This window comes from Streptomyces sp. NPDC048211, from assembly GCF_043202315.1.
Taxonomy (GTDB): domain Bacteria; phylum Actinomycetota; class Actinomycetes; order Streptomycetales; family Streptomycetaceae; genus Streptomyces.
Window position 1 is genome coordinate 1,057,698 of record NZ_JBIDAD010000001.1, and the last position, 19,026, is coordinate 1,076,723.

Genomic DNA, 19,026 nt, shown 5'->3' on the forward strand with positions numbered 1-19,026 from the left:
GAGGTGATAGAGGGAATCCTAGGCGCCAGAACGGCGTGTCATCGAGCAGATGCCCGTTTGATCTGGAGAATGACACCCCTTTTGAGTGGCTGACCCCCGTAACCCTTGCCACTCGGAGGGCTGAACGTCCCGGCCGGACCATGGAAATGCCCCGGACGGCTACCCATCCGACTGCTTTCCGCCCGCACGCGTACCCGCCGAGGCCGTGGCCTTGGCACCGCCGGGCGGACCGGCACCCGCGCCCTTGGCACCTGCCCCGGGGGTCTCGAAAGACTCCAACGCCTCCAGCACGTCCTGGACACGGGAGATCTCCGTGTTGATGTCCTCGCGCCGGCGCACCAGGACGTCGAGCTCGCGCCGCCCGTCGTCCACCGTCTGCTTGGCCTCGGCCTCGGCGTCGGCCCGCAGCTTCTCGGCCTCGCGTACCAGGCTGGCCTTCTTCTGCTCGGCCTCCTTGAGCAGCGACTCGGCCCGCTTCACCGCCGCGATCCGGACCTTGCTCGCTTCCGAGTTGGCGTCGGACAGGAGTTCCTTGGCCTTCGCCGCGGCCTCCTCGCGCTGCTCGGTCGCCGCCTTCATCAGATTGTCGACGCGCTCGCCGGCCGTCTTCATCTGCTCGGACGTCTCCCGCCGGGCGCGGTCGTGCAGCTCCTGGATCTCGCTCTCCAGACGCGTCCTGAGCTCCTCGGCCCGCTCCCGGATCTGGGTGGCGTCCCGGCGGGCACCGACCAGCAGCTCGTCCGCGTCCGTCCGGGCCCGCTCCACCAGGGTGTTGCCCTCGACGGTCGCCTCGGAGGTGATCCGCACGGCCTCCTTGCGGGCCGCCCCGACCATCGTGTCGGCCTGCTCCTCGGCCTCGGTGGCGGCGCGCAGCGCCTCCTCCTGGGCCTTGTTGATGAGCTGGTCCGCCTGCTCGGCGGCGTCGGCACGGCGCTTGGACGCCGACTCGCGCGCCTCGTCCAGCAGCCGGTCCGCCTCCTGCCGGGCCTCGGCGCGCATCTGCTCGGCGGCCGCCTCGGCGTCGCTCCGCAGCCGCTCCGACTCCTCGCGGGTACGGGCCGCGTGCTCCTGCGCGGAACCGACGGTCGCCGACGCCTCCGCCCGCAGCCGCTCGGCCTCGCCCGCCGCCTCGTCACCGAGCCGGGCCGCCTGCTGCGCCGCCTCGTTACGGACGCGCTCGGCCTCGGCCGTGGCCTCGGACACCAGGCTGTCGGCCTGCTCCGCGGCCTGGGACCGCATCCGGTTGGCGTCCTCACGGGCCTCGGCCCGGCTGCGCGACGCGTCCTGCTCGGCGGACGCCAGGGCGTCGGACGCCTCGGTACGCATCCGCTGGCTGTACTCCGCGGTGTCGGCCCGCAGCCGCTCCGACTCGGTGATCGCGTCGGACACCGTCCGCTCGGCCATCGCCGTCGCGGCCTCGGTCTCCTCCTGCGCCACCCGGCGGACCCGGGCCGCGTCCTCGCCGGCCCGCTCCCGCTCCGCGTAGGCGTCGGAGCGGACCCGGTCCGCCTCCTCCTGCGCCTCGGACTTCGTCCGCTCCGCGACATGCTCCGCGGTGGAGCGCAGCCCGGCGATCTCCGCCTCGGCCTGCTCCTGGAGCCCGTTGACCGAATCCCGCACCTGCTGAGCGGTCTGCTCGGCCGCGGAGACCATCTCGGTCGCCCGTGCGTCCGCCTCCTCGACCAGGCGCTGGGCCTCGGCCTGCGCCTCCTCGACCCGCTTGCGGGCGGAGGCCAGCAGCTCCTCGCTCTGCTCGCGGGCCCGCTCGCGCTCCTGGTTGGCCTCGGTACGGGCCGCGTCCAGGGTCTCCTCGGCCTCGCGGCGGCGCCGGTTCGCCTCCTCCTGGGCGGCGGCCAGCGCCTCGGCGGCCTCCGTGCCCACGCGTTCGGCGGCGGCCGCCGCCTCCGACCGCACCCGGTCGGCACTCTCCTGCGCCTCGGTCTTCAGCCGCTCGGCCTCGGCGGTCGCCTCGCTGCGCAGCCGTACGGCGACGGACTCGCCCTCCGCGCGGGACTGCGCCGCATCGGCCGCGGCCTCGTCGCGCTGCCGCTGGGCCTCGGCCTCGGACTGCTCCTGGAGCGTGCGCAGCCGCTCGGCGGCCTCCGCGCGCAGCCGCTCGGACTCCTCGTTCGTCTCGCGCCGGATGCGCTCCGCGTCGGTACGCGCCTCGCCCAGTGTCTGCTCGGCGGTGGTGACCCGGGTCTCGGCCTCGCTGTGCAGCCGGGTCAGCTCGTCGGCCGCCTCCGCCTGCCGGGCCGCGATCGCGCGCTCGGTCTCCTCGCGCAGCTCCGCCGCCGCCTGCTCGGCAGCGGCCGTCGCCGACTGGGCCTGCTCCTCGGACTCGGTACGCAACTGCTCGGCCTCGGAGCGGGCCCGCTCCAGGGCCTCCTCCGCCTGCTTCTTCAGCGCCGCCGCCCGCTCGGTGGCCTCGCTGCGGAGCCGCTCGCTCTCGGTGCCCGCGGCGCCGCGCAGCTCCTCCGCGTCCGCCTTGGCCTTGGCCAGCAGCTCCTCGGCGGTCTTCGCGCCCTCCTCGATCTGCTGGAGAGCCTCACGGCGGGCCTCGCCCCGGATCCGCTCGCCTTCGGCGACCGCTTCGGAACGCAGCTGCTCGGCCTCGCCGCGCAGCCGGCGCGCCTCCTCCTGGAGCTCGACCGTCTTGGCCCGGTACTCCTTGGTGTCGTCCTTGGCCGCTCCCTTGAGCTGGTCGGCCTGCTCGGCCGCCTCGCCGCGCAGCCGGTCCGCCTCGGCCTCCGCCTCGCGGCGGATCCGGTCGGCCTCCTCGCTCGCCGCCCTGGTGGTCGACTTCGCGTCGTCGGACGCCTTGGTCAGCACCTCCTCGGCGGCACGGGCCGCCTTGGCGAGCTGGGCCGCGGCGTCCTCGGCGGCGGCGGTGCGCGCGGTGTCGGCCGCCTCGGCACGGAGCCGGTCCGCCTCGGCGCGGGCGTCGGCGAGCGCCTGCTCGGCCTCCGCCTTGAGGGCCTCGGCGTCCTTGGTGGCCTCGCCGACCAGCCGGGCGATCTCGGACTTGGCGGTACGGGTGCGCTGCTCGTTCTGCGACTCGGCGCCGGCCAGCCGCTTGACCGCGGCCTCCTTCGCCTCGGACAGCACCTTCTCGGCCTCGACGCGCGCCTCGCGCAGCTGCGTCTCGGCCTCCTGCACGCGCTGCTCGGCGGCCCGGTTCAGCTCGGTGGTCTGCCGGCGGGTCTGCTCGGTCTCGGCCGTCGTCGACGTACGCAGCTGCTCGGCGTGGGCCGTGGCCTCCTGCGCCTGGCTGGAGGCGGCGCCCAGCATCCGCTCGGCGTCCTTGCGGGCGCGCAGCAGGATCGACTCGGCCTCCGCGCGGGCGGACTCGGCCTCGGAGCCGAGCCGCTGCCGCGTCTCGTCGGCCAGCCGGGAGGTCTCGGCACGGGCGGCGCTCAGCGCCTGCTCGGCCTCGGTCCGCGACTCCTCCAGCAGCCTGCGGGCCTGGGACTCGGTCCTGGCGCGCAGCTGCTCGGCCCACGCCACGTTCTCGTTGACGTGGGACTCGACGGTCTGACGGCGCTCCGCCAGCTCCTGGTCGAGCTGCTGGCGGCGCTGCACGGCCTCGTTGTGCAGTTCGGCCTGGAGCCGCGCCTGGTGCTCGGCGTGCTCCTGAAGGATCCGCTGCGTCTGCGCCCGGGCGTCGCGCAGCTCGCGCTCGGCGTCGTTGCGCAGCTGGTCGGCCTGGATCTGGGCGTTACGGAGCAACTGCTCCGCCTGGTAACCGATGTCCGCGCTGTCGTAGGCGGGACGGGTCGCCAGACTGCGCCGGGCCTCGTGCAGCTTGGCGCGCAAGACCTCGACCTGGTAACCGAGGTCCTCGGCGTGCTGGACGGCCTTCTCCCGGTCGGTCTTCAGCCGGTCCATCTCGGCTTCGAACCGCGAGAGATGGTCGTCTTCAGCTCGGTGGCTCTCCTGGCGTTCGTAGCCCCGCACTGCGCGGTCCCATCCTTCCCCGAGCTCTGAACTTCTTCCCCAGGCTCTCAACTTCGTTCGAGCAGGGGATGCTCCACTGAGCAGGGGAGACCCCAACCCTGATCGCGCACTCCAAACGAGTACCGTTCACCGGCGAACGGCCCCCCGGGGGAATGGTGACAGATCAACGGCTGGGGACGCGGCGCGGCCCCGACCCGGCCCCGGCCCGGAACAGCCCACTCTACCGGGCCGGGTATCCCTGAGAAGCTGTTGTCCGGCTCCCGCTGGATCGGCCCGGGTCAGTGCTCCGTCCGGGACGTGACCAGTTCGGTCAGCACACCGTGGCAGTCCTTGGGGTGCAGGAAGGTGATCCGAGACCCCATCGACCCCGTCCTGGGCTCGTCGTAGAGCACCCTGACACCCTTCTCCCGGATGTCCGCGGCGTCCGCGTCGACGTCCGCGGTGCCGAAGGCGATGTGGTGCACGCCCTCCCCATTCTTGGCCAGCCATTTGCCCACGGCGGAGTCCTCGCGGGTCGGTTCCAGCAGCTGGAGGTACGAGGCGCCGCCGTCCGACGTCTCGTTGATCTTGAGCATGGCCTCCCGTACGCCCTGCTCCTCGTTGATCTCGGAGTGGAACACCTCGAACCCGTAGGTCGAGCGGTAGAACTCGACGGTCTTGTCGAGGTCGAAACAGGCGATCCCGATGTGGTCGATTCGCGTCAGCATGGGACCAGTGCAGCGCTCGGAGCATGGTTACGCAACGTGCGCGCGATCACACCCGTTGCCGGATGACGGGCGCGGTACCGCTCAGTACATTCAAGTAAACCCTCGTTCACAACCAATCCAAGGGGCTGCGCCTCATGTCAGGAACGACCGGTACCACCTCAGTGATCGTCGCGGGCGCCCGTACGCCCATGGGCCGCCTCCTCGGCTCCCTGAAGAGCTTCTCCGGAGCCGATCTCGGCGGCTTCGCCATCAAGGCGGCGCTGGACCGGGCCGGCATCGGCGGCGACCAGGTCGAGTACGTGATCATGGGCCAGGTGCTGCAGGCCGGGGCGGGGCAGATCCCGGCCCGCCAGGCAGCGGTCAAGGCCGGTATCCCGATGAACGTCCCCGCGCTCACCGTCAACAAGGTGTGCCTCTCCGGGCTCGACGCCATCGCCCTGGCCGACCAGCTGATCCGCGCCGGTGAGTTCGACGTCGTCGTCGCCGGCGGCCAGGAGTCCATGACGAACGCCCCGCACCTGCTCCCGAAGTCCCGCGAGGGCCACAAGTACGGCGCCATCGAGATGCTCGACTCGATGGCGTACGACGGCCTGACCGACGCGTACGAGAACATTCCGATGGGTGAGTCCACCGAGAAGCACAACACCCGCCTCGGCCTGGGACGTGCGGCCCAGGACGAGATCGGTGCCCAGTCCCACCAGCGTGCGGCCGCGGCCCAGAAGAACGGCCTCTTCGAGGCCGAGATCACCCCGGTCGAGATCCCGCAGCGCAAGGGCGACCCGGTCCTCTTCTCCAAGGACGAGGGCATCCGCGCCGAGACGACCGTCGAGTCCCTCGGCAAGCTGCGCCCGGCCTTCGCCAAGGACGGCACGATCACCGCCGGCACCTCCTCGCAGATCTCCGACGGCGCGGCCGCGGTCGTCGTCATGAGCAAGGCCAAGGCCGAGGCGCTGGGCCTGGACTGGATCGCCGAGATCGGCGCCCACGGCAATGTGGCCGGTCCGGACAACTCGCTCCAGTCGCAGCCCTCCAACGCCATCCGCCACGCCCTGAAGAAGGAGGGCATCGGCGTCGAGGACCTCGACCTGATCGAGATCAACGAGGCGTTCGCGGCCGTCGCCGTCCAGTCCATGAAGGACCTCGGCGTCACCTCGGACAAGGTCAACGTCAACGGCGGCGCCATCGCGCTCGGCCACCCGATCGGGATGTCCGGCGCCCGCGTGGTGCTGCACCTGGCGCTGGAGCTCAAGCGGCGCGGCGGCGGCACCGGTGCGGCGGCGCTGTGCGGCGGCGGCGGTCAGGGCGATGCGCTGATCATCCGCGTTCCGGGCAAGTAGTACGCAGGACCACGCAGCGAGTGAGTGAGCGAACGGAGCGGTGATGGTGGATGTCCCCACCCTGGTCGAGCAGGCCCGCGAGGGCAGGCCACGGGCCGTGGCCCGGCTCATCTCCCTGGTGGAGGGGGCGTCGCCGCAGCTGCGCGAGGTGATGGCGACGCTGGCGCCGCTGGCGGGCAGCGCCTACGTCGTCGGTCTGACCGGATCACCGGGTGTCGGCAAGTCGACATCGACATCGGCGCTCGTCTCCGCCTACCGGCGGCAGGGCAAGCGGGTCGCCGTGCTCGCCGTCGACCCGTCGTCCCCGTTCTCCGGCGGCGCGCTCCTCGGGGACCGGGTCCGGATGTCGGACCACGCCTCGGACCCGGGCGTCTACATCCGCTCCATGGCCACGCGCGGCCATCTGGGCGGACTCGCCTGGTCGGCACCGCAGGCGATCCGGGTGCTGGACGCCGCGGGCTTCGACGTGATCCTGGTGGAGACGGTGGGCGTCGGCCAGTCGGAGGTGGAGATCGCCTCCCAGGCCGACACCTCCGTCGTCCTCCTCGCCCCGGGCATGGGCGACGGCATCCAGGCGGCGAAGGCCGGAATCCTGGAGATCGGCGATCTGTACGTCGTGAACAAGGCCGACCGGGACGGTGCCGACGCCACTGCCCGCGAGCTCAACCACATGCTGGGCCTCGGGGAGTCCCGCGGTCCCGGCGACTGGCGGCCGCCGATCGTGAAGACGGTCGCCGCCCGGGGCGAGGGCATCGACGAGGTCGTCGAGGCCCTGGAGAAGCACCGGGCGTGGATGGAGGAGCACGGCGTCCTGGCCGAGCGGCGCACGGCCCGTGCCGCCCGCGAGGTCGAGACGATCGCCGTCACCCGGCTCCGCGAACGCATCGGGGACTTGCACGGCGACCGCCGCCTGGACGCCCTCGCGGCACGCATCGTGGCCGGCGGCCTCGATCCGTACGCGGCGGCGGACGAACTGGTGGCGGGGCTCACCGGGGAGGCCTGAGCGCACCGCACCCCGGTCCCGGCGCGGCGTGCGGGCCGCACCGGGACCGGGGAACGGCACCCGCGCACCCGCCTCAGTCGTCGTCGGCATCGCGCCCGTCGTCCGAGCGGTCCACCGTGACCCGGGCCGAGGAAGCGTCCACGTTCAGCTCGTGCGCCCGGCCGTCCTCGTCCCGGACGTCGACCTCCCAGCGCACCGCCTTGCCGTCGCGGCCCTCCAGCTCGACCGAGGTCACCGTGCCCCGCGACGCCCCGGTCGCGGCGTCGGCCGCCGCGTCGAGCGTGACGGGGGCCGACCGCGGGGCGTGGCGGTCGCCGTTGTCGCCGGACGGGCGCTTCCCGAGCACCTTGCCGTTGCCCGCGTCCACCGTCACGTCGTGCCAGACCTTGTCCGATCCGTACACATCGAGCTCCCAGACCAGGCCGCCGTCCTCGTCGTCGAGCTCCGCCTCGGTCACCGTGCCCGGGACGGCCCGGACGGCGGACGAGGCCGCCTCGCCGACGGTGACGCGGGCGGGGGTGCCGCTCGCCGCGCTGCTCCGGGCGCCGCTGTCGCCGTCGTCGTCCGCGAAGGCCACGGCGGTGGCCGCTCCGCCGCCGACGAGCACGGCCGCGGTGACGGCGGCGATGACGATCTTTCGCTTCATGAGGGTTTCCTCCCCGATCGGTCCGGTCCGTTGCGATGCGGTCCACCCTGCCGAGAGGATGCTGAACGCAGGCTGAAGCCACCTGAAGCCTTCTTCAGCTCCGGTTTGCGACGCTGTGCACATGCGCCTGTTGATCGTGGAGGACGAGAAGCGGCTGGCGGTCTCCCTGGCCCGGGGGCTCACCGCCGAGGGCTTCGCCGTGGACGTGGTCCACGACGGCCCGGAGGGGCTGCACCGGGCCTCCGACGGTGCGTACGACCTCGTCGTCCTCGACATCATGCTGCCGGGCATGAACGGCTACCGGATCTGCGCCGCCCTGCGCGCGGCCGGCCACCGGATGCCGATCCTGATGCTGACCGCGAAGGACGGGGAGTACGACGAGGCGGAGGGCCTCGACACGGGAGCCGACGACTACCTGACCAAGCCCTTCAGCTACGTGGTGCTGGTCGCCCGGGTCCGGGCTCTGCTGCGGCGCCGGGGCGGTTCCGCCTCGCCGGTGGTCACCGTCGGCACCCTGCGCATGGACACCGCGGCCCGCCGGGTCCACCTGGGCGAGGACGAGATCGCCCTCACCGCGAAGGAGTGCGCCGTGCTGGAACAGCTCGCGCTGCGGGCCGGCCAGGTGGTGAGCAAGGCGGAGATCCTGGAACACGTCTGGGACTTCGCCTACGACGGTGACCCGAACATCGTCGAGGTGTACGTCAGCGCCCTGCGCCGCAAGCTCGGTGCGGCGCGCATCCGCACGGTGCGCGGCGCCGGCTACCGGCTGGAGGCGCTGTGAGATCCGTACGGGCCAGGGCGGCGCTCGGTGCCACCGTGGTCGTGGCCCTCGCGCTCGCCGCCGCCGGGCTCGCCGTCCTGCTCGTCCTGCGCGCCAACCTCACCGGCCAGGCGGGCCTCCAGGCCGAGGTGGCGGCCCGGGAGGTCGCCGGGCAGCTGGCCCTGAACGTGCCGTACGACGAGCTGAGGACGGGCGACGAGGAGGACCATCCCGTCCAGGTGACCGACGAGGACGGCCGGGTGGTGGCCGTCTCCGAGGACCTGGAGGCGATCTCCGGCACCGGCACGGACCGGGTCACCCCCCTTCCGTACTCTTCGGGCGGGGGCGCGGACGACGACGGCGATGACGACGACGGGGCGGACGGCGCCGGCCCCGCCCGCGGCGAGGTCTCCACCGAGGACCCGGACTTCGCCAACGGCACCGCCACGGTCGACGGCGACCGCGCCGACTACCGGTTCGCCTCCGTCGAGGCCACGAACGAGGCGGGAGTCACCCTGACCGTCCACGCGGGCGCCCCGCTCGCCGCCGAGCAGCGGGCCGTCGCCAGTGTGCGCGGCGCGATGCTGACCGGGCTGCCGGTCGTGCTCCTCGTCGTCGCCGGGGTGACCTGGCTGGTGACACGGCGGGCGCTGCGCCCGGTCGAGGGCATCCGGCGCGAGATGGCCGCGATCACCGCGTCCGAGGACCTGAGCCGGCGGGTGCCGGAGCCCGGCTCGCGCGACGAGATCGCACGGCTGGCCCGTACGACCAACGAGACGCTCACCGCGCTGGAGGCCTCCGTGGACCGCCAGCGGCGCTTCGTCGCCGACGCCTCGCACGAACTGCGCAGCCCGATCGCCTCGCTGCGCACCCAGCTGGAGGTGGGCGCCGCGCACCCGGAGCTGCTGGACGTGCCGGGTGCGGTCGCCGACACCGTACGGCTCCAGGAACTGGCCGCCGGTCTGCTGCTGCTGGCCCGGCTGGACGCGGGGGAGCGGCCGGGAACCGCCCGGCTGGATCTCGGTGCGCTGGTCCACGAGGAGGTCTCGCAGCGCACCGGCGACCGGATCCCGGTGACCGTGTCGGTGCCGGAGGGCGGCGGCTTCGAGGTGACCGGATCCCGCGCCCAGCTGGCCCGGGTACTCGGCAATCTGCTGGACAACGCCGAGCGGCACGCGCGCGGTGCGGTCGCGGTCGCCGTGCGTACGCGGGGCGGCGGTGTGGGCGTCGAGGTCACCGACGACGGGGACGGGGTTCCGGAGGCGGAACGTGAGCGGATCTTCGAACGCTTCGTCCGCCTCGACGACGCCCGCACCCGCGACGAGGGCGGAGCGGGGCTGGGTCTGGCCATCGCCCGCGATGTGGCCGTGCGGCACGGCGGCCGGCTGACCGTGACGGGTGCGGCGGGGGAGCGGGGCGCCCGGTTCGCGCTGTGGCTGCCGGACGCCCGGTGAACACCCCGCTGGATCAGAGCTTGCCGCGCCGCCCGCGCAGGTGCTCGGCGACCGGGGTCAGGGCCGCGTGCAACTGGTCGAGGGCCTCCGGGGTCAGCAGGTCCATGAAGTGCTTGCGGACCGAGGCCACGTGGTGCGGTGCGACCTTGCGCATCGTCTCGGCGCCAGTCTCGGTGAGGACCGCGTACAGCCCCCGGCGGTCGGACTCGCAGTTCTCACGGCGGACCAGGCCCGCGCTCTCCATGCGGGTGATCTGGTGCGAGAGTCTGCTCTTGGACTGCAGCGTGGCGCCGGCGAGGTCGCTCATCCGCATGCGCTGCTCGTCCGACTCCGAGAGGTTGACGAGGATCTCGTAGTCGTTCATCGTCAGCCCGAACGGCTGGAGGTCCTTCTCCAGTTGGTGCGTCAGCAGCCTGCCGACGTCCAGATGGGTGCGCCAGGCGCACTGCTCCGCGTCGCTCAGCCAGCGGGTGGCCGTCTCGGTCTCCATATATGGATTCTACCTAAGAAGTTGAAAGCTGGACGAAGTGAGGGGGTGTGACGCCCGGCACGCGCTCGCAGACTGGGCGCAGACGTTCGACGTCACACTCCGCAGACTACCGCTCACCAACCGAAGCGACGCTGGAGGTCCCCCAGCTGACCTGGGGCGCGGGGTGCGGACCCAGGTTGACCGCCGCCCGGGACACCCGCCTGCTGCGGCACCGTGCCCGTGGGCTGCTCGGCCATCAGCACCTCGGTGGACTGGAGCAGCACCGTACCGGCGCCGACGAACTCGAACTGGTGCTCCTCGCCCGAGGCGCCCCCGATCCCGGTGAACGCCCGCAGCCCGCCCAGCACGCCCGCCATGTAGCCGTGGTCGTAGTGGTGACACGGCGAGGGGCAGTCCGCCCAGCCGACCAGCGCCTGCGGATCGACCCGCAGTGGCGGCTCCATGAAGACCACCGGGCCGTTGGACGCGGCGACGAACTTCCCGGTGCCGATCAGGGTCAGGAACCCCGGCACGATCGACTGCTTCAGCGCCAGCGTCGGTTGGTAGGCGAGCAGGTTGCCGGACCGGATCGTCAGATTCCCGTCGTCCAGGTCGTACGAGTTCACGTCGAAGGCCCGGTCCGCGAGCAGCATCTTGCCGCTGCCCTCGGCCACCACCCAGTCGCTCGCGTGCAGCGGCGAGTGGAAGCTCGTACGGACCAGGCCCTGGAAGCGCCCGTGGCCGATGCCGTTGAAGTCGATCCGCCCGTAATAGGCGATCATCTTGCCCTTCTGCAGGAACCACTGGCTCCCCTTGAGTTCCACACAGAAGGTGTACGCGTTGACGTTGTCGTCCGACGGCAGCGTCATCGGGTCGAAGACCACAGGCGTGCTCACAGCTTCTCCTCCGAGGCCTGGACGTACACCGCACCGCTGCCGCTGAGCTCCAGCTGGAACCCCTCGCCGGAACCGCGCCCCACCATCTCGCGCCAGCCCAGCGCGGTGGAGAGCTTGTTGGTCACGTCCCCGTGGTGCGCGACGTACGCCTGCGGGTCCACGTGCACCGCGCGGCCCGGCGTGATCGGCAGCTCGATGACCCCGCCGTGCGCCATCACCGCCACCGCGCCGTGCCCCTTGAGCGTCGTGGTGAACAGGCCCTGCCCGCTCACCTGGCCGCGCACCATGCCCATCACACCGCCCTGCGAGCCCATGAACATCGTGCCCTGCCGGAGCGCCCCGTCGAAGGCGAGCAGCCGGTCGGCCTCCACGTAGAGGGTGTCCCCGGTCAGGTTGATCACCTGGATGTGGTGGCCGCCGTGGCCGAACATCACCGTGCCGTTTCCCTCGACGGTCATCAGCGGGGTCGCCTCGTTCGCCATCCGGCGGCCGATCATCGACATCACGCCGCCCTGGCCGCCCTGGATGTTCGGCGTGAACGACACCTCGCCCCGGTAGGCGAGCATCGCGCCGCGCTGGCTGAACATCTTCTGGCCGGGGACCACCGTCGCCTCGACCATCTTCGAGTTGATCTCACGGAACGGCATCAGACGTTGCCCCCGATCGTGTTCCGCTCGCTGGGCTGGACGTAGACGAGGCCCTCGCCCTCGAACCGGATCTGGAAGGACTCGCCCGATCCCTCGCCGATCAGCGTCCGGAAGTTCACCCCGGACTGGAAGTGCTGCTGGAGGCTGCCCTGGTGGGCGATGTAGGCGCCCGGGTCGACGAAGAGGGGGTACTGCGCGGAGACGCGCAACGCCACGGCCGAGCCGTCCGACATGATCGCCGCCTGGCCGGTTCCCTCGACGGTGGTGGTGAACAGGCCGTTGCCCGCCGCACTGCCGCGCATCCCGGTGAAGGTGGTGCCGGTGCGCAGCCCGGCGTCGGTGCAGAGCAGATTGCTGGCCTCGACGTACAGCTTGTCGCCGTGCAGGGAGACGAGGCTGATCTCGCTCGCGCGGTCCGCGAAGTAGCAGGTGCCCTGCCCGGTCACCTCCATCACGGCCATCTGCTCGCCGGTCAGCCGCCGGGTCACCATGCCGCGCAGGCCCTCACCCCCACCGGTCATCTTCTTGAACGTCATCCGGCCGTCGTACGCGACCATCGAGCCGTTCTTCGCCTTGACGGCGTCGCCGGTCAGATCGACGGCGAGCGTCTTGCTGCCTTGGAGCCGGAACATTGCCACCCGGCGACGGTAGCGGCAGGGGCTGCCGCAGGAACAGGGTCCGCGGCGCTATCCGGCCCCTGAACTACCCCTGATACGCATCCGGTACCGGACCCGGACGCAATCGGGACGTATCTCTTGCGGGCGGGCGGTTCGGGGCCGCCCCCGCCGCCGGGCACCGCGGGCGGCGATGCCACAATGGGGGCCGCTTGTGCCTGCGTTCACAAGCTGTCACCGTCCTCCCACCGAAGGTGCCCCCGTGGACATCAAGACCGCTACCGCCCTGCACCGGCTGCGCCTCATCTCGATTCCCGAGGCGCTCTCCTTCCCGGCACTGATCCTCTTCGGCTCGGTCCTGAGCCGGGTCTCCGACATCGACTTCCTGATGATGCCGCTCGGCATGCTGCACGGCGTGCTCTTCGTGATCTACGTCGTCCTGCTGCTGGACGTCTGGAACAAGACCAAGTGGCCGCTCAAGCGCGTCGCGTTCTTCTTCCTGCTCTGCGTGCTCCCGTTCGGCGGTCTGTACGGCGACAAGGTGCTCAAGCGTTACGAGGCCGACGGCGTCATCGCCGCGCGGGCCCGCCGGGAAGGTACGGTCAGCGCATGATCGTCGCCTTCTCCGTCAGTCCGCTGGGTGTCGGTGAGGACGTCGGCGAGTACGTCGCCGACGCCGTCCGGGTCGTCCGCGAGTCCGGGCTGCCCAACCGCACGGACGCCATGTTCACTTCCATCGAAGGCGAGTGGGACGAGGTCATGGACGTCGTCAAGCGCGCCGTCGCGGCCGTGGAGGCGCGCGCGGGACGGGTCTCCCTCGTACTCAAGGCGGACATCCGGCCGGGTGTCACCGACGGTCTGACCTCCAAGGTCGAGACGGTGGAGCGGTATCTGGCCGGCTGACGAAGCCTCTGCGCCCGACGCCTCCGTTTTCCCCGAACGTGCGGGAAGGGCGGAGGCGTTTTGCATGGCGGGCGGCACGCACCGGGCAGGAACCTCCTGGTGCGGCGGGCGGGGCGGCCCCGCCCGCGGGCCCGAGGACGGGGCCGTCCGGTACGGGGACCGGCTCGGCGTCCCCGGTCTGCGACGACCGCGGGCGCGGGCCGCGCCCCCCCGGCTACGGGCGCGGGGACACGGCCAGCGCGATGCCGAGCGGCGTCCGTTCGTACAGCACCTGGTGTCCGTATCGGTGCGACGTCAGCAGCCCCGCCGCCCGCAGCGCCGACAGATGAGCCGACACCGAGGACGGCGCCAGACCGAGTCGGTGGGCGAGCGCGCTGGTGCCGGCCGGCTCGTCGAGCGCGCACAGGACGTCGGCGCGGGCCCGGCCGAGCAGCCGCGCGAGCGCGTCCGGGGTACTGGCGCCCGGCTCCGTCCACAGTCCGCCGATGCCGCGTGCCGGGTAGATGACCGCGGGCAGCCAGGGCGCCTCGAACCCCGCGATCACATCGGGCCAGGCGAAGACGCTGGGCATCAGGACGAGGCCCTGCCCGCCGAGCACCCGGGAGTGCCGGCCGGCCGTGCGGGAGATGGTGAGCGTCGACTCCGACCAGCTCAGCTGCGGACTCAGCTCGCCCAGCAGCCGCTCGAAGCCGACCGCCGCCAGCCGCCGCGAGTGGTAGGCCACATCGGCCTCCAGCAGGGCGCGCAGCCGGGGCCAGTGCGGCTCGATGAGTACCCGCCAGGCCTGCTCCAGCAGGTCGGCCAGCTCCCGCACCGTCCGCGCGGGATCGGTCAGCATCGCCCGTCCGGCGGCGGACTCCAGGGCCCCGGGCCGCTCGGACAGGGCCCAGGCCATGTCGTCCCGGGCCAGTCGCGGATCGACGGCCCGCACCACCGCGATCTCCTCCTCGAAGGAGGTGCCGGGTCCCAGCGGCGGCGGGCAGAAGAAGTCGGGATTGTGCCCGCGCTCGTTCATCAGCAGCCACAGCGGTCCGAGATCGAGCCCGGCGGCCGCCTGCCGGATCCTGCGCAGCCACGGCAGGTGGTACCCCTGCCGTTCCGGCACGGCCAGCACACGCACGGCGGCCTGGGTCTCCCCGAGCGGGGAGAGCGCGAACCGGCAGCGCAGCAGATCGCTCTCGTCGAAGTGCAGATGGAAGGGCATGCGCGGCCTCGGGAAGATTCGGACGGAGCCGAAAGTCTACGGAGGGTGCGGCCGGCTCCCGCAGGCTGCCTCCATGCCGAGAGACACCGATCCCCTGGCGGGCGGCCCCCGCGACGCGACGGACACCCCCTGCGACGGGCAGGTCCCGAGCGGGACCGGCACGCCGCCCGCCCCGCGCCCCGCGATCCCCGCCGCCACCGGACCGGGCCCTCTCCCGGCCCCGCACCCGGAGCGCGCCGGTCCTTCCGACCCGAGCGAACCGCCCGCGCTCCGGGCGCCGGGCGCACCGGTGACGGCACCGGACGAACCTGTGCCGGGAGCCGGGGCGCCCGTGGCGACTGCGGAAGCACCCGGGACGGCGCCGGAAGCACCTGGGGCGGCTGCGGCCGTACCCGTGACGGCGCCGGGCACGCACGTGACCACGGGCGGCCCGCGCGGCTACGGGGCGGTCTTCGCCGTGCGGGAGTTCCGGGCGGTGTTCGCCGCGCACCTGCTCTCGCTGCTCGGCGTCGTCGTCAGCGAACTCGCGCTCACCGTGCTCGTGTACGACCTCACCGCGTCGCCGCTGCTCAGCGCCCTGACCTTCGCGCTCGGCATGCTGCCCTACCTCGTCGGCGGCACGCTCTTCGCCGGGATCGCCGACCGCTACCCCGCACGCCGGGTGCTGGTCACCTGCGACCTGATCTGCGCCGGCTGCGTCGCCGTGATGGTGCTGCCGGGGACCCCGGTCGCCGGGCTGCTCGTGCTGCGCTGCCTGGTCGCGGCCGTCTCGCCCGTCTTCACCGGGACCAGGATGGCCGCGCTCACCGACATCCTGGGCGAGGGCGACCTGTTCGTCCTGGGGCGCTCGCTGCTGCGGATCGTCTCGCAGAGCGCCCTGCTCGCCGGCTTCGGCGTGGGCGGACTGCTGCTCGCCGTGGTCGCCCCGCGCGGGGCGATCGCGATCACCGTCGCCACCTTCCTCTGCTCGGCCGCACTGCTCCGGCTCGGCACCCGCGACCGGCCCGCGCGCGCCGGCGGCGGGGCGCGCGGCACCCTGCTGAAGGAGTCGCTCTCCGGTGCGCGGCTGGTGCTCGGCCACCGCCGGATCCGGGCGCTGATGCTGCTCTTCTGGCTGCCCCCGGTGTTCGTCGTCGCCCCGGAGGCGCTGGCCGCCCCGTACGCCGACGAGATCGGTGTGGGCAGCACCGCGCTCGGGCTGCTGATGTGTGCGATGCCGGTCGGCTCCATCGTCGCCGAGCTGTACGCGGGCGCGGCCCTCGGCCCCCGGTCCCGCTCCCTGATCGTGCTGCCGCTCGCCGCGACCGGGCTGCTGCCCCTCCTGCTGTACGGGTTCCGTCCCGGTGTGGCCCTGGCCGCGGTCGCGCTGGTGCTGGCCGGTGCGGGGTCGGCGTACGTCATCGGCCTCGACCAGTGGTTCGTCGAAGCCGTCCCCGACGAGCTGCGGGGCCGGGCCATGACCCTGCTCACCGCCGGACTGATGACGCTCCAGGGCGTCGGCATGGCCCTCGCCGGACTGGCGGCCGAGTTCTTCCCCGTGCACCGGGTGGTCGCCGGATCCGGGGTACTCGGCACTCTGTGCCTGCTGGCGCTCGTCGCCGAGGTACGGAGAACCGCACCCGCTCACCGTATTCGGACCGAAGTTCGAGACAGGGAGGACCGGCATGTGGCCAGTGGGTAAGGTCGGTGCCGTGCCGAAGCCGCTCAGTCTCCCCTTCGATCCCATCGCCCGCGCCGACGAACTCTGGCAGCAGCGCTGGGGCCCGGTGCCCTCCATGGGGGCGATCACCTCGATCATGCGTGCGCAGCAGATCCTGCTCGCCGAGGTCGACGCGGTCGTCAAACCGTACGGACTGACCTTCGCGCGGTACGAGGCGCTGGTGCTGCTCACCTTCTCCAAGGAGGGCGAGCTGCCGATGTCCAAGATCGGTGAGCGGCTGATGGTCCACCCCACCTCCGTGACGAACACGGTGGACCGGCTGGTGCGCTCCGGTCTCGTCGACAAGCGCCCCAACCCGAACGACGGCCGCGGAACGCTCGCCTCCATCACCGACAAGGGCCGCGAGGTCGTCGAGTCCGCCACCCGTGAGCTCGTCGCGATGGAGTTCGGCCTCGGGGTGTACGACGCCGAGGAGTGCGCGGAGATCTTCGCGCTGCTGCGTCCGCTGCGTATCGCCGCCCAGGACTTCGAGGAGATCTGAGGGGCCCCGGAGGGGGCGTTCCGGCGCGGGGCCCGCTGCAAGATCGCCCCGGGCGTCCGGTTACGCTCGATGGCATGAAACGCAGTGTGCTGACCCGCTATCGGGTGATGGCTTACGTCACCGCCGTCATGTTGCTGATCCTCTGCGTATGCATGATCTTCAAATACGGCTTCGACAAGGGTGAGGGGCTGACCCTCGTCGTCTCCCAGATCCACGGCGTGCTGTACATCATCTACCTGATCTTCGCCTTCGACCTCGGCTCCAAGGCGAAGTGGCCGATGGGCAAGCTGGCCTGGGTGCTGCTCTCCGGCACCATCCCGACGGCCGCGTTCTTCGTGGAGCGCAAGGTCGTGCGCGAGGTCGAGCCGCTGATCGCGGACGCGGCCCCCGCGGCCCCCGCGAACGTCTGACACCGACCGCCCCGTGCGAAGCGCCGGGCGGTTTGTCATCGACATTTACTAGGACGTCCTAGTAAATTGGTGGCATGGACGCTGACGCGATCGAGGAAGGCCGCCAACGCTGGCAGGCCCGGTACGACAAGGCCCGCAAGCGTGACGCGGACTTCACCACGCTCTCCGGGGACCCGGTGGACCCCGTCTACGGTCCCAGGCCCGGGGACACGTACGAGGGCTTCGAGCGGATCGGCTGGCCCGGTGAGTACCCCTTCACCCGCGGCCTCCACCCGACCGGCTACCGCGGCCGCACCTGGACCATCCGCCAGTTCGCCGGCTTCGGCAACGCCGAGCAGACCAACGAGCGCTACAAGATGATCCTCGACGCGGGCGGCGGCGGCCTGAGCGTCGCCTTCGACATGCCGACGCTGATGGGCCGCGACTCCGACGACCCCCGCGCGCTCGGCGAGGTCGGCCACTGCGGGGTCGCCATCGACTCCGCCGCCGACATGGAGGTCCTCTTCAAGGACATCCCGCTCGGCGACGTCACGACGTCGATGACGATCAGCGGCCCCGCCGTGCCCGTCTTCTGCATGTACCTGGTCGCCGCCGAGCGCCAGGGCATCGACCCGGCCGTACTCAACGGCACGCTGCAGACGGACATCTTCAAGGAGTACATCGCGCAGAAGGAGTGGCTCTTCCAGCCCGAGCCCCACCTGCGCCTCATCGGCGACCTGATGGAGCACTGCGCCCGCGACATCCCCGCCTACAAGCCGCTCTCCGTCTCCGGCTACCACATCCGGGAGGCCGGTGCCACGGCCGCGCAGGAGCTCGCCTACACCCTCGCCGACGGCTTCGGCTACGTGGAGCTCGGCCTCTCCCGCGGTCTCGACGTCGACACCTTCGCCCCCGGACTCTCCTTCTTCTTCGACGCGCACCTCGACTTCTTCGAGGAGATCGCCAAGTTCCGCGCGGCCCGCCGGATCTGGGCCCGCTGGATGAAGGAGACGTACGGCGCGAAGACCGACAAGGCGCAGTGGCTCCGCTTCCACACCCAGACCGCCGGTGTCTCGCTCACCGCCCAGCAGCCGTACAACAACGTCGTACGCACCGCCGTCGAGGCGCTCTCCGCCGTCCTGGGCGGCACCAACTCCCTGCACACCAACGCCCTCGACGAGACCCTCGCGCTTCCCTCCGCGCAGGCCGCCGAGATCGCGCTGCGCACCCAGCAGGTGCTGATGGAGGAGACCGGCGTCGCCAACGTGGCCGACCCGCTGGGCGGTTCCTGGTACGTGGAACAGCTCACCGACCGCATCGAGGCCGAAGCCGAGAAGATCTTCGACCAGATCAGGGAACGCGGAACCCGTGCCCACCCGGACGGACAGCACCCGATCGGCCCGATGACCTCGGGCATCCTGCGCGGCATCGAGGACGGCTGGTTCACCGGCGAGATCGCCGAGTCGGCCTTCCAGTACCAGCGCTCGCTGGAGAAGGGCGACAAGCGGGTCGTCGGCGTCAACGTCGCGCTCGGCTCGGTCACCGGCGACCTGGAGATCCTGCGGGTCAGCCACGAGGTCGAGCGCGAGCAGGTCCGTGAACTGGCCGGCCGCAAGGCGGACCGCGACGACGCACGGGTGACCGCCGCGCTGGACGCGATGCTGGCCGCCGCCCGTGACGGCTCCAACATGATCGCGCCGATGCTCGACGCGGTACGCGCCGAGGCGACCCTCGGCGAGATCTGCGGGGTGCTGCGCGAGGAGTGGGGCATCTACACCGAGCCGCCCGGCTTCTGACAGGCAGTCGGTACTGACAGGTGTCACCTCCAGGGGGCCGGGT

18 protein-coding genes are annotated in these 19,026 nt (G+C 72.1%); 10 read left to right on the top strand and 8 right to left on the bottom strand.

The annotated features are described in order from the left end of the window. Positions 1-159: 159 nt before the first annotated feature. Together scy and mce are read right to left on the bottom strand one after the other, a co-directional pair. On the bottom strand, positions 160-3,957 hold the full coding sequence (gene scy / locus ACGFZA_RS04905) for a polarized growth protein Scy (RefSeq protein WP_385275985.1): 3,798 nt from the start codon (positions 3,955-3,957) through the stop codon (positions 160-162). A gap of 278 nt (positions 3,958-4,235) precedes the next feature. Beyond that, complete coding sequence (mce, locus tag ACGFZA_RS04910) at positions 4,236-4,664, bottom strand: methylmalonyl-CoA epimerase (protein ID WP_136328730.1); 429 nt, start codon at positions 4,662-4,664, stop codon at positions 4,236-4,238. Positions 4,665-4,798: 134 nt separating this feature from the next. Here mce and ACGFZA_RS04915 point away from each other — a divergent pair, with 134 nt between their 5' ends. Both ACGFZA_RS04915 and meaB read left to right on the top strand, forming a co-directional pair. Beyond that, complete coding sequence (locus ACGFZA_RS04915) at positions 4,799-6,001, top strand: acetyl-CoA C-acetyltransferase (RefSeq protein ID WP_385275981.1); 1,203 nt, start codon at positions 4,799-4,801, stop codon at positions 5,999-6,001. Positions 6,002-6,044: 43 nt separating this feature from the next. After that, the gene (gene meaB / locus ACGFZA_RS04920; protein ID WP_385275978.1) at positions 6,045-7,004 is read left to right on the top strand and encodes a methylmalonyl Co-A mutase-associated GTPase MeaB; all 960 of its coding nucleotides are present in this window, start codon (positions 6,045-6,047) and stop codon (positions 7,002-7,004) included. 73 nt (positions 7,005-7,077) lie between these two features. Here the strand turns inward: meaB and ACGFZA_RS04925 are convergent, their stop codons facing one another. Then, positions 7,078-7,650 carry a PepSY domain-containing protein gene (locus ACGFZA_RS04925; RefSeq protein WP_393677148.1) on the bottom strand — a complete coding sequence of 191 codons (573 nt, stop codon included), beginning with the start codon at positions 7,648-7,650 and terminating at the stop codon, positions 7,078-7,080. A gap of 121 nt (positions 7,651-7,771) precedes the next feature. On the opposite strand from ACGFZA_RS04925, the gene ACGFZA_RS04930 reads away from it, so the two are divergent. Together ACGFZA_RS04930 and ACGFZA_RS04935 are read left to right on the top strand one after the other, a co-directional pair. After that, complete coding sequence (locus ACGFZA_RS04930) at positions 7,772-8,431, top strand: response regulator transcription factor (protein WP_385275973.1); 660 nt, start codon at positions 7,772-7,774, stop codon at positions 8,429-8,431. After that, positions 8,428-9,864 carry an ATP-binding protein gene (locus ACGFZA_RS04935; RefSeq protein WP_393677150.1) on the top strand — a complete coding sequence of 479 codons (1,437 nt, stop codon included), beginning with the start codon at positions 8,428-8,430 and terminating at the stop codon, positions 9,862-9,864. The genes ACGFZA_RS04930 and ACGFZA_RS04935 overlap by 4 nt, the downstream gene beginning before the upstream one ends. A 13-nt stretch (positions 9,865-9,877) precedes the next feature. Here ACGFZA_RS04935 and ACGFZA_RS04940 read toward each other — a convergent pair whose 3' ends face one another. The 4 genes from ACGFZA_RS04940 to ACGFZA_RS04955 form a co-directional block, all read right to left on the bottom strand. Further along, positions 9,878-10,354: a MarR family winged helix-turn-helix transcriptional regulator gene (locus tag ACGFZA_RS04940; protein WP_385275967.1), complete on the bottom strand. Its 477-nt coding sequence runs from the start codon at positions 10,352-10,354 to the stop codon at positions 9,878-9,880. A 113-nt stretch (positions 10,355-10,467) separates the two neighbouring features. Next, positions 10,468-11,229 (bottom strand): AIM24 family protein, encoded by a 762-nt coding sequence (locus ACGFZA_RS04945; RefSeq protein ID WP_385275964.1) that lies wholly within the window; start codon positions 11,227-11,229, stop codon positions 10,468-10,470. Then, positions 11,226-11,876: an AIM24 family protein gene (locus ACGFZA_RS04950; RefSeq protein WP_393677153.1), complete on the bottom strand. Its 651-nt coding sequence runs from the start codon at positions 11,874-11,876 to the stop codon at positions 11,226-11,228. The genes ACGFZA_RS04945 and ACGFZA_RS04950 overlap by 4 nt, the downstream gene beginning before the upstream one ends. Continuing rightward, positions 11,876-12,508, bottom strand: coding sequence for an AIM24 family protein (locus ACGFZA_RS04955; protein WP_393677641.1), 633 nt, complete (start codon positions 12,506-12,508; stop codon positions 11,876-11,878). Before ACGFZA_RS04955 ends, ACGFZA_RS04950 begins: the two co-directional genes overlap by 1 nt. A gap of 244 nt (positions 12,509-12,752) precedes the next feature. Here ACGFZA_RS04955 and ACGFZA_RS04960 point away from each other — a divergent pair, with 244 nt between their 5' ends. Both ACGFZA_RS04960 and ACGFZA_RS04965 read left to right on the top strand, forming a co-directional pair. Further along, positions 12,753-13,103 carry a DUF3817 domain-containing protein gene (locus ACGFZA_RS04960; RefSeq protein ID WP_266782985.1) on the top strand — a complete coding sequence of 117 codons (351 nt, stop codon included), beginning with the start codon at positions 12,753-12,755 and terminating at the stop codon, positions 13,101-13,103. After that, complete coding sequence (locus ACGFZA_RS04965; RefSeq protein ID WP_030916057.1) at positions 13,100-13,393, top strand: MTH1187 family thiamine-binding protein; 294 nt, start codon at positions 13,100-13,102, stop codon at positions 13,391-13,393. The genes ACGFZA_RS04960 and ACGFZA_RS04965 overlap by 4 nt, the downstream gene beginning before the upstream one ends. Positions 13,394-13,607: 214 nt before the next feature. Here ACGFZA_RS04965 and ACGFZA_RS04970 read toward each other — a convergent pair whose 3' ends face one another. Next, positions 13,608-14,597, bottom strand: a complete 990-nt coding sequence (locus ACGFZA_RS04970) for a DUF5937 family protein (RefSeq protein ID WP_393677156.1) — start codon at positions 14,595-14,597, stop codon at positions 13,608-13,610. A gap of 73 nt (positions 14,598-14,670) precedes the next feature. Between ACGFZA_RS04970 and ACGFZA_RS04975 the strand changes: the two genes are divergently transcribed. The 4 genes from ACGFZA_RS04975 to ACGFZA_RS04990 all read left to right on the top strand — a co-directional run bounded on the left by ACGFZA_RS04975 (position 14,671) and on the right by ACGFZA_RS04990 (position 18,983). Then, positions 14,671-16,278 (top strand): MFS transporter, encoded by a 1,608-nt coding sequence (locus tag ACGFZA_RS04975; RefSeq protein WP_393677158.1) that lies wholly within the window; start codon positions 14,671-14,673, stop codon positions 16,276-16,278. Positions 16,279-16,288: 10 nt separating this feature from the next. Further along, positions 16,289-16,798: a MarR family winged helix-turn-helix transcriptional regulator gene (locus tag ACGFZA_RS04980; protein ID WP_385275950.1), complete on the top strand. Its 510-nt coding sequence runs from the start codon at positions 16,289-16,291 to the stop codon at positions 16,796-16,798. A 74-nt stretch (positions 16,799-16,872) separates the two neighbouring features. After that, positions 16,873-17,208: a DUF3817 domain-containing protein gene (locus tag ACGFZA_RS04985; RefSeq protein ID WP_385275947.1), complete on the top strand. Its 336-nt coding sequence runs from the start codon at positions 16,873-16,875 to the stop codon at positions 17,206-17,208. Positions 17,209-17,282: 74 nt separating this feature from the next. Further along, positions 17,283-18,983: a methylmalonyl-CoA mutase gene (locus ACGFZA_RS04990; protein ID WP_393677161.1), complete on the top strand. Its 1,701-nt coding sequence runs from the start codon at positions 17,283-17,285 to the stop codon at positions 18,981-18,983. Positions 18,984-19,026: the final 43 nt, after the last annotated feature.

Bases quoted from the DNA above. Each gene is read 5' to 3' on its own strand.
- mce (WP_136328730.1), bottom strand. From the start codon at position 4,664: ATGCTGACGCGAATCGACCACATCGGGATCGCCTGTTTCGACCTCGAC.
- ACGFZA_RS04915 (WP_385275981.1), top strand. From the start codon at position 4,799: ATGTCAGGAACGACCGGTACCACCTCAGTGATCGTCGCGGGCGCCCGT.
- meaB (WP_385275978.1), top strand. From the start codon at position 6,045: ATGGTGGATGTCCCCACCCTGGTCGAGCAGGCCCGCGAGGGCAGGCCA.
- ACGFZA_RS04925 (WP_393677148.1), bottom strand. From the start codon at position 7,650: ATGAAGCGAAAGATCGTCATCGCCGCCGTCACCGCGGCCGTGCTCGTC.
- ACGFZA_RS04930 (WP_385275973.1), top strand. From the start codon at position 7,772: ATGCGCCTGTTGATCGTGGAGGACGAGAAGCGGCTGGCGGTCTCCCTG.
- ACGFZA_RS04940 (WP_385275967.1), bottom strand. From the start codon at position 10,354: ATGGAGACCGAGACGGCCACCCGCTGGCTGAGCGACGCGGAGCAGTGC.
- ACGFZA_RS04950 (WP_393677153.1), bottom strand. From the start codon at position 11,876: ATGCCGTTCCGTGAGATCAACTCGAAGATGGTCGAGGCGACGGTGGTC.
- ACGFZA_RS04955 (WP_393677641.1), bottom strand. From the start codon at position 12,508: ATGTTCCGGCTCCAAGGCAGCAAGACGCTCGCCGTCGATCTGACCGGC.
- ACGFZA_RS04965 (WP_030916057.1), top strand. From the start codon at position 13,100: ATGATCGTCGCCTTCTCCGTCAGTCCGCTGGGTGTCGGTGAGGACGTC.
- ACGFZA_RS04970 (WP_393677156.1), bottom strand. From the start codon at position 14,597: ATGCCCTTCCATCTGCACTTCGACGAGAGCGATCTGCTGCGCTGCCGG.
- ACGFZA_RS04975 (WP_393677158.1), top strand. From the start codon at position 14,671: ATGCCGAGAGACACCGATCCCCTGGCGGGCGGCCCCCGCGACGCGACG.
- ACGFZA_RS04985 (WP_385275947.1), top strand. From the start codon at position 16,873: ATGAAACGCAGTGTGCTGACCCGCTATCGGGTGATGGCTTACGTCACC.
- ACGFZA_RS04990 (WP_393677161.1), top strand. From the start codon at position 17,283: ATGGACGCTGACGCGATCGAGGAAGGCCGCCAACGCTGGCAGGCCCGG.